The 10,929-nt window shown below is 70.3% G+C and carries 12 protein-coding genes; all 12 read right to left on the reverse strand.

Annotated features, from left to right (window positions below; genetic code table 11):
• Window positions 1-128: 128 nt before the first annotated feature.
• The 12 genes from ACZ7D7_RS32790 to ACZ7D7_RS32845 all read right to left on the reverse strand — a co-directional run bounded on the left by ACZ7D7_RS32790 (window position 129) and on the right by ACZ7D7_RS32845 (window position 10,914).
• The gene (locus ACZ7D7_RS32790; RefSeq protein ID WP_470829106.1) at window positions 129-1,019 is read right to left on the reverse strand and encodes an acyl-ACP desaturase; all 891 of its coding nucleotides are present in this window, start codon (window positions 1,017-1,019) and stop codon (window positions 129-131) included.
• 11 nt (window positions 1,020-1,030) lie between these two features.
• A complete protein-coding gene (locus ACZ7D7_RS32795) occupies window positions 1,031-1,882 on the reverse strand; it encodes an SAM-dependent methyltransferase (protein WP_470829107.1) in 852 nt (283 codons plus the stop codon).
• A 7-nt stretch (window positions 1,883-1,889) separates the two neighbouring features.
• Window positions 1,890-2,153 carry an acyl carrier protein gene (locus ACZ7D7_RS32800; protein ID WP_470829109.1) on the reverse strand — a complete coding sequence of 88 codons (264 nt, stop codon included), beginning with the start codon at window positions 2,151-2,153 and terminating at the stop codon, window positions 1,890-1,892.
• A 112-nt stretch (window positions 2,154-2,265) separates the two neighbouring features.
• Window positions 2,266-2,811, reverse strand: a complete 546-nt coding sequence (locus ACZ7D7_RS32805; RefSeq protein ID WP_470829110.1) for a PaaI family thioesterase — start codon at window positions 2,809-2,811, stop codon at window positions 2,266-2,268.
• Complete coding sequence (locus ACZ7D7_RS32810; RefSeq protein WP_470829111.1) at window positions 2,808-3,599, reverse strand: ferritin-like domain-containing protein; 792 nt, start codon at window positions 3,597-3,599, stop codon at window positions 2,808-2,810. Before ACZ7D7_RS32810 ends, ACZ7D7_RS32805 begins: the two co-directional genes overlap by 4 nt.
• A 47-nt stretch (window positions 3,600-3,646) precedes the next feature.
• Entirely contained in the window at window positions 3,647-5,359 is a 1,713-nt protein-coding gene (locus ACZ7D7_RS32815; protein WP_470829112.1) for an AMP-binding protein, read from the reverse strand.
• 40 nt (window positions 5,360-5,399) lie between these two features.
• Window positions 5,400-6,218 (reverse strand): 4'-phosphopantetheinyl transferase family protein, encoded by an 819-nt coding sequence (locus ACZ7D7_RS32820; RefSeq protein WP_470829113.1) that lies wholly within the window; start codon window positions 6,216-6,218, stop codon window positions 5,400-5,402.
• A gap of 50 nt (window positions 6,219-6,268) precedes the next feature.
• Window positions 6,269-7,519 carry a cytochrome P450 gene (locus ACZ7D7_RS32825; RefSeq protein WP_470829114.1) on the reverse strand — a complete coding sequence of 417 codons (1,251 nt, stop codon included), beginning with the start codon at window positions 7,517-7,519 and terminating at the stop codon, window positions 6,269-6,271.
• Between the two features lie 3 nt (window positions 7,520-7,522).
• Window positions 7,523-7,960 carry a hotdog family protein gene (locus ACZ7D7_RS32830; protein WP_470829116.1) on the reverse strand — a complete coding sequence of 146 codons (438 nt, stop codon included), beginning with the start codon at window positions 7,958-7,960 and terminating at the stop codon, window positions 7,523-7,525.
• Between the two features lie 49 nt (window positions 7,961-8,009).
• Entirely contained in the window at window positions 8,010-8,402 is a 393-nt protein-coding gene (locus ACZ7D7_RS32835; protein ID WP_470829118.1) for a hotdog family protein, read from the reverse strand.
• A gap of 504 nt (window positions 8,403-8,906) precedes the next feature.
• Window positions 8,907-9,068, reverse strand: a complete 162-nt coding sequence (locus tag ACZ7D7_RS32840) for a hypothetical protein (RefSeq protein WP_470829119.1) — start codon at window positions 9,066-9,068, stop codon at window positions 8,907-8,909.
• Between the two features lie 370 nt (window positions 9,069-9,438).
• A complete protein-coding gene (locus ACZ7D7_RS32845) occupies window positions 9,439-10,914 on the reverse strand; it encodes an FG-GAP-like repeat-containing protein (RefSeq protein WP_470829120.1) in 1,476 nt (491 codons plus the stop codon).
• Between the last annotated feature and the right edge of the window lie 15 nt (window positions 10,915-10,929).

The following is a 10,929-nucleotide window of genomic DNA, read 5'->3' on the forward strand; positions in this document are numbered from 1 at the left end:
CCCCCCAGGTCATGCCTTCGACAGAGGGGACACAGTCATACCGGGCCCGGAGGCCAGCAGCCCCATTGCAGGACCGCGAAGAACATAACGGGGGCCGCTTCAGATCCCTCTGAAACGGCCCCGCGAGCTCAGAGCCGAGGCCCCAGCTGACCGCACGCCGTGACGAACGAGATCAGTTCGTTCACCTTGTCGGACTTGGCGTCCACCGCGCGGTTGACCACCTTCACCAGGTGGTCATACGCCTCGGTGTGGTCGTACCGAGCCGTGTCGGCGATCTTCAGGGCCCAGCGCCAGTACCCGCGGATGGTGTCCGCGAGCGGCATCCGGAACTCGGCGATCACCTCGCGGATCGGGTCCACCACCGCGTCTCCGTAGCGTTCCAGGTAGCGTCCGACCATGTCCGCGAAGAACGAGAAGTGCCGGGCCTCGTCCCTGCTGAGCCGGATCAGGATCTCCTTCAGGAGCGGATCGCCGACCACCTGGCGCAGATGCTGGTAGTAGATCTGGGTGGCCTTCTCCTGCACCAGGGGATAGACGAAGAACTGCACCGCCTCCGAGTAGGGCAGCTCGAAGGGCTTCCGCCCCTCGTCGGCCAGCGAGGTCCACAGCTCCTGCTGCTCGGCGATGCCGGTGGCCAGCTGATAGCGGGCCAGTACCTGTGCGTGGGTGTCCTCCTCCTGCGCCCACCGGACGGTGAAGTGGTACAGCTCCCGGTTGTGGATGTACGTCTCGCGGTCGACGCTGTCGTCCACCGGGAAGTTCTGCTCGTACAGCGCGAAGTAGCCGGGCAGATGGTCCTCGATGATGGTGACGAACTGCACCGCCGAACGCTCGCCCTCGGTCAGCCGGCCGGCGGCGGCCTGCGACCAGTCGAAGCTGAAGTCGGCGTCCCAGCGCTTCGTCGGGGGCGAGGCGCGCAGGAAGGCGCCGACCGCCGCGTCCACATCGGTGGCGGGCAGCAGCGGTCCGCCGGTCTGGGCGCCCCTCCACCTGGCGGGTGTGTCCTCGGTCTGCGTCAACGTGTCCTCCCCTAACGGGATTTGCCGAGGGTCAGCGCGTAGTGCTTGGTGGTGTAGCCCCACCCTGCGTTGGCCGTCTTGAGATAGCGGACCAGTTGCTCGGACAGACCGGGCTCGATCTCGTCCAGGCGTGCCGCGTTGCGCTCCACGTTGGCGAGCCAGTCCTCGATCGTGCGCCAGTAGCCCGCGGTCAGGTCGTCGACGGCGAGGACCGAGAACCCGGCGTTCTCCGCGCCGCGCACCAGGTCGGAGAGCGGACGCATGTCGCCCCAGCCGAAGATCGAGTCCCGTACGAAGACGGAGTTCTCGCGCTCGGCGAACTCGGCACGCTTGGCGTCGTTGCGGTAGCAGCTCTCGGACACGTACATCCGGCCGCCCCGCTTGAGCGCGTCCCAGGCCTTGCGGTAGACCGCGTCCAGGTCGGGCATGTGGACGATCGACCCGAGCATGGTGATCGCGTCGTACGAGCGCGGTTCGAGCTCCAGGTTCTCGATCTGCCCGACGCGCGTGGCCACCTGGCCGGTCAGGCCCATCTCGGCGGCCCGCTCGGCGATGTAGGCGTGCTGGTTGGGCGCGGGGCTGATGCCCGTCGTGGTCGCGCCGTACTCGGCCGCCATGAAGAGGATCAGCGAGCCCCAGCCGCAGCCGATGTCGAGCAGCCGGTCGCCCTGCCGGATGCCGAGCCGGTCGGCGACGTAGTGCAGCTTGTTCTGCTGGGCCTGGTCGAGGGTGTCCTCGTCGGTGCGGTAGATCCCGGCGCTGTACTTGCGGGTGCGGTCGAGATACAGCTCGAACACCCGGGGGTCCTGGTCGTAGTGCTGGTTGGTCTTCGGTTCGGCCTGCTCGATGTGGTCGACGGTCATGGGGCGGTCAGCCCCGCTCGGCGACGAGGACGGCGACGGCCTCGGCCACGTCCTCGATGGTCTTGAAGCCGAAGACCTGGTCGTCCTCCAGTTCGATGTCGTACGTGCGCTCGATCCGGGCGACGGACCGCAGCACCTTGACCGAGTCGGCGCCCTCCACCGAGGAGAGGTCGCGGTCGGGGGCCAACTCGGCGGCAGGGCGGCCGAATTCGGTGGCGACCAGCTCGGTCACGGTGCTGATGATCTCGTCCTTGGTGTGGATCTGGGACATGTGCGTGCTCTCCTCATACGGTTCTCGGGTGTCTCGGGTGTCTCGCGTGTCTCTGACGTCTCTGGTGCCTCTGGTGCCTCTGGTGCCTCAGCGGAAAGGCGGTGCTCGGCGGTCAGTCGGTGCGCAGCGCGGACAGCGCCTCGTCCACCAGCCGGGCCTCGTCGTCGGACATCGCCATCCGGGCCTTGGTCTGCTCCGGCGTCACCGGCTGGTAGGAGCCGGAGACGAAGACGACGGGCTGTCCGGCGGCGTCGGTGATCTGGGCGTGTGCCGTGAACGGGCCCTGGTCGCCCGCCACCGCGTCGGTGCTCGCCGTGCAGCGGTACGTGGCGCCGATCTTCAGGGGTTCGACATAGCGGGTGCGCATGCTGGTCGTGAAGACCGAGACGCCCAGGCGGAGCACCAGCAGATTGCCCATGATCTCGTCGCAGACCGTGGCGGACATCCCCCCGTGCACGACGCCCGGGTAGGACTCGAAGGTGCGGTCGAACGTCAGATCGCAGGCGATTCCGCCGTCCGGCGTGTGCCGGAACTGGAGCCGCAGACCGTGCTCGTTTGAGGGAGAGCAGCCGAAGCACTGGTAGTCCGGCAGGACCCGCCAGGGCAGCTCGACCGGCTCGCCGTCGCGCGAGCCCGGCTCCACGCTGAGGGCGGTCACGCGGCGATCACCTCGGCCAGCGCGCGGCGCACCTTGCCGTTCGTCGACAGATCCATGTCCACGATGGTGCCGAACACCTTGCGGATCTTCTTCTGAAGTTCGAGCAGTTCGTCGGCGTCGGCGATGCGCTCCAGGAACAGCTCGAAGGCCGTGTCGATGGTCTCGTGGTCCTCCAGCTCGGTCAATTCGCTCTTGAAGATGCCCACGGGGTGCTTGATGCGCTTGTCCGAGGTGTAGACGTAGAGCGTCTCGAGGACGGAGGCCGTCTCCTCGGGGTGCCGGAGCAGCCGCTCCCTGCAGTAGTGGATGAACTCCCGGGCGTGCCCGGCCTCGTCCCGACTGGCGTTCAGGAGCAGGGTGTTGAGGATCGGCTCGTCCACCGCGCTCGCGACCCGGCGGTAGATGTGGTTCACCGTCAGCTCGGAGATGATGTTGGTGGCCAGCGTCGCGGACGGGGTAAGGCCCGGGGCGTACGGGGCGCGCATGGCCGCGACCGCCGCGTCGTCCACCTTCTCTCCGATGGCGTCGAGCCAGGCCTTGAACATGTAGTGGTGCTGGACCTCCTGGTTGCCCCAGACCACGGCGAAGGTCGAGAAGTCGTAGTCGTCGACGAACTCGTTGAGGAAGCCGTGCACGGCGGCGATCACGTTCGACTCGCCCATCACGGCGCTCTTGGCGATCGTCACGTACTCGGGCTTGACCTTGTCCTTGTCGACGGCGGAGAAGTCGATGTCGGTCAGCTTCCAGTGGTTGCGCTCGTACTGGGTGAAGACGTCGTAACTGTGCATCGGTTCATCCCTTGGTCGGTGGGGTGAGCTGCGGGAGGGGGCCGGCTTCAGCGGCCGTCCACGAAGTCACGCTTGGCGGCGAGCCGCTGGAGCTTTCCGCTGGTGGTGCGCGGCAAGGTGTCCGGGGCGGCCAGCACGACGTGCAGGTCGTCCAGGCCGAGGGCTTTGCGGACCAGGGTGCGCAGGTGGTCGGCCAGGGCGGTGTGCTCCGCCTCGGGGCGGTCGGTCTCCGCGACCAGGACCATGAACTCCCGCTCGCCGTGGCCCTCCTGGCCGCTGCCGAACCCCTGGCCGCGTTCCAGCTCCTGGTGGACGAAGGCCACACAGCGGCGGCGGTGCACGGCCTCGTCGGTCCGTACGGCGCTCTCCACGTCGTCCGGGTAGTAGTTGTCGCCGCGCAGGATGAGCATCTCCTTGCGGCGTCCGGTGATGTGCAGTTCGCCGTCGGCGAGATAGCCGAGATCGCCGGTGCGCAGCCAGCCGTCGGCGGTGAACGGCTGGGTCAGGGTGCCGGCGTCGTCGACGTACCCCGCTGTGACGGACGCGCCGCGCAGCTGTACCTCGCCGACCGACCGGTCGTCGAGCGCACCGCCGCCGTCGCCGTCCGGGTCGGCGATCCGGAGCTCCATCCCGAGCACCGGGCGGCCGACGCCGACCAGGCCGCGCGCACCCGGCGCGGTCCGCTCCACCGGTACGGCGACGCCCCGCTCGGCGAGCGCCGCGCGGTCCACCCAGTCGTAGCGCGGTCCGCGCCCGAGCGGCGGGAAGGTCACCGCGAGCGTCGCCTCCGCCAGGCCGTACACCGTCAGCATCACGCGCGGGTCGAAGCCCGCCGCGGTGAAGTGCCCGAAGAAGGTCTCCAGCGAGTCCACGGCGATCGGTTCGGCGCCGTTGAAGGCCACCCGCCAGCGGGACAGGTCGTACGACGCGGCCTCGTCGGCCGGTACGGCCTCCACCAGGTAGTCGTACGCGAAATTGGGCATCGGGCTGATGGTGTAGCCGCCGTCGGCGAACTGCCGCAGCCAGCCCGCCGGGTCCTTGACGAAGGCCGAAGGGCGCCAGATGGTGCAGGCCACGCCGGTCAGGATGCCGGTGAGCGTGCCGAACAGGCCCATGTCGTGGAAGAGCGGCAGCCAGTTGGCGTTCTTGTCGGCGGGCGTGAGCCGGATGCCGTCGCGGATCGCGCGCAGGGTCGCGAGGACGTTGGCGTGGGTCAGGCGCACGCCCTTGGGGTGCGAGGTGCTGCCCGAGGTGTACTGGAGGACGATCTCGCGGTCGGCCGACACGTCCGCGCCGTCCACCTCGTCCGGCGCACCCGCCTCGTCCGCCTCACCCGGTCCGCCCCGGGCCAGGATCTCGGCCGCGCCGAGCACCCGGCGGCCCGGGAGCGCCTCCTCGATGAAGGGCACCATTTTGGCCAGGCGGCTCGAGACCACCACGTCCTTGATCCCGGCGTCGTCGAGTACGCCGACCAGCCGGCCCGCGCCGTCCCGCGAGTGCATCGGCAGCGGGCAGACGCACGCGCCGAGGCGGCTGAGCGCGAACAGGATCAGCAGGAAGTCGGGCTCGTTGGTGGACAGCGCGCCGACGCGGTCGCCCTTCTGTATGCCCAGGTCTTGCAGGTGCGCCGCGATCCGCCGGGACCGGGCGCTCAGCTCGGTCAGGCTCAGCGCCACCTTGTCGGCGGGGAAGTCGACGACGACCTCCCCGTGTTCGATGGCGATCGCGTCGAGTGCGGTGTGCAGCGTCGGTTCGTCCATCGGTTTCCCCCTTTCGTACGACGGCGTAGGACGGCAGGCGTCACCAGGACGTCCAGGCCGCCTGTACGGCGTTGATGTCGATGCCACGGATGTCGTCGACGACCCGTGGTCCTGCGTGTGTCGCGGCGCCGGGGCGCAGCCCCCAGCGGCCGTCGGTGCCGGCCCGGTGCGGCTGCCACCAGGTGAGGCGTACGGCGGCGGGCACCGTCGCCGCGGTGACCGCCAGGTGACGGTTGCCGAGGTCGACCACGCGGGTGCGCAGTCCGGCCGGCCGGCCGCGCCAGCCGGCCTCGGCCCACTGCCGGCCGGGGTGGCCGGTGAAGTGGATGGTGCCCAGTCCAGCGCGCAGCCCGGGTCCGAGCGTCTTGGCCACGCTCTCCTTGGCCGCCCACAGGCGCCGGGCCCCGTCCGGTTCGGCGAGGAGCGCGTGATCGGCGACGCCGCAGAAGCGGTCGGCGACCTCGCGCAGCGCGTCCTCGTGGGTGTCCTCGACGTCGATGCCGCACGGGCCGGTGCCGAGCACCAGCGCGAGCAGCCCGCTGTCGTGGCTGACTCCGAAGCGCGGCCACCGGGTCGGCGGACCGGCCAGGCGTGGGCGGCCGTCGGCGTCGGTGACGACGGACACCCGGTGCGCGGGCCGGCCGGTGGCCCGGCTCAGGACGGCCCGGACGAGCAGCCGGGACGCCTGGGCCTGGGTGCGCCTGCGGCCCGGGGCGTACCGGTCGCGCAGCGCCGCGCGCTCCGGCTGGGGCAGGCCAGGCGGGCCTTGTTCCGCCGCCGGGTACACGGCGGACAGATCCGCGAGGTGGACGTGAAGGAATGGAACGTGGCGCGGTGCGGAGTTCGTCGGCGTTGCCACAAGAGTCCCCGTGGGTCGGCCCTGGTCCGGCCTGATCCGAAAGGCAGGGCCTAGGCCGGTGTCGGACCGCCTGCCGTCGCGGGCAGGGTGGCGAGTCCGCGGAACTGCAGGTTGTCGGCGCGCCAGCGGTACGGGCGGGAGGCGTCCAGGGCGAGTTCGGGTGCCCGGTCGATCAACTCCCGCAGGACGCAGGCGCCTTCCAGTCGGGCCAGGCCGGCCCCGATGCAGAAGTGCACGCCGGTGCCGAGCGCCACGTGTCCGGTCTCGGTGCGGGTCACGTCGAACCGGTCCGGGTCGCTGAAGTGCGCCGGGTCGCGGTTGGCCGATCCCCGTACCAGGTAGACGAGTTGGCCCTGCTTGATGGCCGTGCCGTGCAACTCCACGTCGCGGGTGACCACCCGGTGGGTGAGCTGGACCGGGCCGTCCCAGCGCAGGATCTCCTCCACGGCGGCCGGGACAAGCTCCGGCCGGGCCTTGATCAGCTCCCACTGGTCCCGCTGGGTGAGCAGCCCGCGCAGCCCGTTGCCCATCATGTCGACGGAGGTCTCGTACGTGGCCACCAACAGCAGCAGCAGGTTGGAGCAGAGCTCCTCGTCGCCGAGCCGCTCGCCGTCCTCCTCCGCCTGCACCAGGCGGGAGATCAGGTCGTCCTTGGGGTTCTTCCGGCGCTCGGCGATCACCGCGCCCAGGTAGTCCATCATCTGCTGCAGCGACCGGACCGCCGGGGCCTGGGTGCCGAGCAGGTCGGGGGCGCCGCCGAGGAAGACCTTGATGGTGTCGCACCACTGGGTGATGAGCGAGCCGTCCTCTTCGGGAAGGTCGTAGAGGGCGAGGAGCACACCGGCCGGCACCGCGTAGCTGAGGTCGGGGATCAGGTCGAAGCCGTCCGTCTTCGCCAGCATGGCGTCGACGAGCCGGGTCACGATCCCGGACACCCGGGGTTCGAGGAGCCGCACGTCGCGCGGGCTGAAGCCCTGGTTCATCAGCTTGCGCACCCGGGTGTGCTGGGGCGGGTCGAGCATCCACATCCACTGCTCGGCGAGCGCGAGGAAGCGCTGCATCGCGGCGGAGGGGTTGGCTCCGCCACGCGCGGCGAGCAGGTGGATGCGCCGGGACGAGAAGGTCTCGTGGTCGCGGATCGCCGCGTTCACGTCGTCGTAGCGTGTCAGCAGGAAGCCGTTGAGCTGGTCGTCCCAGTGCACCGGATCGTGCTCGCGCAGCAGCGCGTACGTGGGGTAGGGGTCGGCGAAGACTTCCGGCGTGAGCAGCTTGAGGCCACTGGTGGGGTTGTCGGCGGACATGCGTCAGCTCCCCTCGGGAGCCGGGGTGTTCGCCATGTCGTCAGCCATGGTGTGGGGCAGCTGGGCGAGGCCGGTGCCGGTGAGCACGGGGGTGCCGGCGCCGTTGACCACGCTGATCTCGCAGCTGAGCAGCGTCTGGCCGGCGGGCGGCCGCGGGGCCACGGCGGATCCGTCCCCGGCGTTGGGCTCGGTGGCGCGGACGGTCGCGGTGACGGTGTCGCCCTCGTAGACCGGGGCGAGGAAGGTGAGAGAGATGTCGCGCAGGTGCACCCCGGGCTCGCCGAGCAGGGGGACCACGGAGAGAGTGAGCGCCCCCTGGGCCATCCGGCGGTCGCCGTGTCCGCCCATGTGGTGCGCGCCCAGGTCGCCAGTGAGGCGAGCGCAGACGTCGATGTCTTCGGCGCATAACGTGCGCGTGGTGGTGCGGGTGGTGGTGCTCACGGCAGAACCATCCGTTCTCTCGAAGCCCTTGTGTGGGAGGCGGTGCGGGTCACTCGCTGACGATGAGGCCCTTGCTGCGGCCGGTGATGACGACCTCGTCCCCGCAACGGATGCGTGCGTCGAAGGCGATCTTGGTCATCCCGGCGGTCGGCTCCAGGCGGGTGACCTCCAGCTCGGCGACGATCTCCTCGTTGCGCCCCAGCGGCCGGGTCGCGCGCCAGTCCATGCGCTGCGACAGGTAGTTGAGGTCTCCGCCCAGCTTGGTCAGCGGGGCGACGGCCAGTACGTACGGCAGGTGTTCGGGCAGCGACGCGGTCGGCTCGCCCGTCAACTCGTAGTAGTCGTACACCTCTTCATCGGTGTACCGCTTGGACCATGTCAGCACGGTGCCGACGGAGATCTCTCCGTGGACGGCGTTCTTGATGGTGGTTGACGACAACATCCCCTCCAGTACGGAAGACTGATGTGGCGAAAGATGGGCGCTCACTACCTACCGGTAAGTAGCCGCCTGCTCGAATCATGCCTCACGAGAGGGTCGCGCGGGAGGACGTTCCCTAATTGTGCGCTGCGTCACATGTGGCCGGATCGCTGCCGCTGCCGGTCCGGCCCGTCTCCGCACCGCGCATCAGCCGACGGAGTCCCGGTAGAGGCTCCGCAGCAGCTCGGCGTCCACCTGCCGGTGGGGCGTTGTCGAGGTTGCCGCTCAGGCCCGCGAGGCAGGCGTCGATGTCCCGCTCCGCGAACCCGCGGTCGGCGAGCGTGCCGCCCAGGCCCACCGCCCCCGCGGGCCCTGCCACGGCCTGGACCACGTCGCGGCCTCCGAGAGGACCAGTTGGCCGCCCTGCGGGAGCTGGGCGTGGAGGGGGCGTGACACCTCCGCCGGCGGCGGTAAGCCGCTGGAGCCCGAGTTGACGTCGGCCCGGACAGCGGTCAGGGCCGACGTTGTCTACGCCAGGTCAGCGAGGAGAAACGCTGAATCGCTGGGCAATGCCCTCTGCCAGGAGGCGGTGAGCGAGGTACTGCGCGCCACCGCCTCCGGGTCGATCCAACTGCCCGCATCCACAAGTGCCACCATCGCCTTGCGCACCGCGTCGCCCAGCTGGGCCACGGTGCCACTGGTGATGATGCGCGTTCCAGGGGGCACCGTCGCTCCGCCGGCTCTTGTCCGAGCTCGTCCCCGACTTGGCTTCAAGCCCGAGGTGCTTCGGACCACCGATCGCCCACAAGACGTCCGGTCCGTTGCCGGTAGCACGCTCGGGCCGCTGAGTCTCGAATCCGTCTCGATGCGAAATGACGGCACTGTCGTGGCTTTGAACGCGAGGCGGAGAGCCGCCCGTCAGCCACGCTGACGGGCGGCCGGTCCCATTCCCCCACGTATGGCCAGTCGACCCTCGCGCACGTCACCAAGGCCTGCACCCCGACACTGCACCGTGTTCGTCGGCGCTGCCGACGGTGTGCTCCATGGTGTGCCGCGTGGGCTACGGGATCACGATGTTGGTGCCGTTGCCGTTGCTGAGGTTCTCGCCGTACAGGGCCTTCGTCACGGTGGTGCCGAGGTCGTTCGGGTTCATGTCCACCGAGTTCGTGGCCGTCAGGCCAAAGGACGTGCCGCGCAGCATCCACACCGCGCCGCCGTTCACGACGATGCCCAGGTTCTCGCCCGGCGCGCCCGCGACCAGGTCGGCCTTGCCGTCGCCGGTCAGGTCGAGCAGCCGCACCGACCCGCCGAACACGTCGCCGGGCTCCGCGGTGCCCGCCACGCCCGTCGTGTCCTGGTGGAAGGCCTGCGCGCCCGTGCCGGTCAGTCCGCTCCCGGTGCCCTTGAGCAGTACCACCGCCCCGGCCTTCGTCTTCGTCCCGATCGCCTCGCCGGGAACGCCGACGGCCAGGTCCGGGTAGCCGTCGCCCGTCACGTCCGCCGCGCTGAGCTGCGCGCCGAACTGGTCGCCGGTCTCGCTCGTCCCGGGCACGCCCGCCGTGTTCTGCGTGATCGTCTGCGTACGGGTCTGGCTCGGGCCGGAGGGCGAACCGTAGTAGATCTTGACCGTGCCCGGGTCGGCCTCGGTGCCCTCGGTGTCGCCGTTCGCGAAGATCCGGGTGGCCAGGTCGTCGTAGCCGTCCCGGTCGAAGTCGGCGACGGCGGTCGCGGCCGCCGAACTCAGCCGCACCGGGGTGGTGGACAGGCCGGACGCGGAGCCGAGCCACAGCTTGCCGCCCTCGGCGTGGTTCTCGTAGACGTAGAACGTCGCGAAGTCTCCGATGCCGTCGCCGTTGAAGTCGCCCGAGGCGGTGGTGTTGATGGCGTTGTCCGTGCTGTACACCAGCACCTGCTGCTCGCGGGCGGGGGCGCCGTCGCGGCCGAAGGGGCCGTAGAGCACGTCGTGGTAGTCGTACTCGGACCCGTTGCGCATGAACAGGTCCGTGTGGCCGTCGCCGTTGACGTCGCCCGCGGTGATCTGATTCCCGACCTCGGCGTTCGCCGTCGCGCCGATACGGACGGCGCCCTCGCCGGACAGGCCGGTCGGCCTGCCCCACAGGGCGATCACCGTGCCGCTGACGTTCTCCTCGGCCCGGTAGCCGCGGGCGACCGCGGCCAGGTCGGTCAGGCCGTCGCCGTCCAGGTCGCGGGCGATCATGGCGTAGCCGAAGCCCTGGTTGTCACCGGCGGCACCGGGCACGCCCGGCGTGTCCTGGCTGATGAACGTGGTGCGCGCCGGGTCGATGCCGGTCGCCGAACCGTAGCCGACCGTGATGTAGCCGGCCCGGCTGTGGCCGGAGACCGTCGCGCCGGGGGCGGCGACCGCGATGTCCTGGTAGCCGTCACCGTTGAAGTCCTCGCGCACGGTGGTGGCGCCGTCCTGCGCGGATGCGGTGCCCGCGGCGATCGGCACGGCGAACGACCCGATCAGGGCGGCGGCTACGGCGGTCGACAGGGCGGGTCGGCGAATGCCCACGGTTCCTCCTCAGAA

This window comes from Streptomyces sp. NPDC037054 (genome assembly GCF_055606745.1).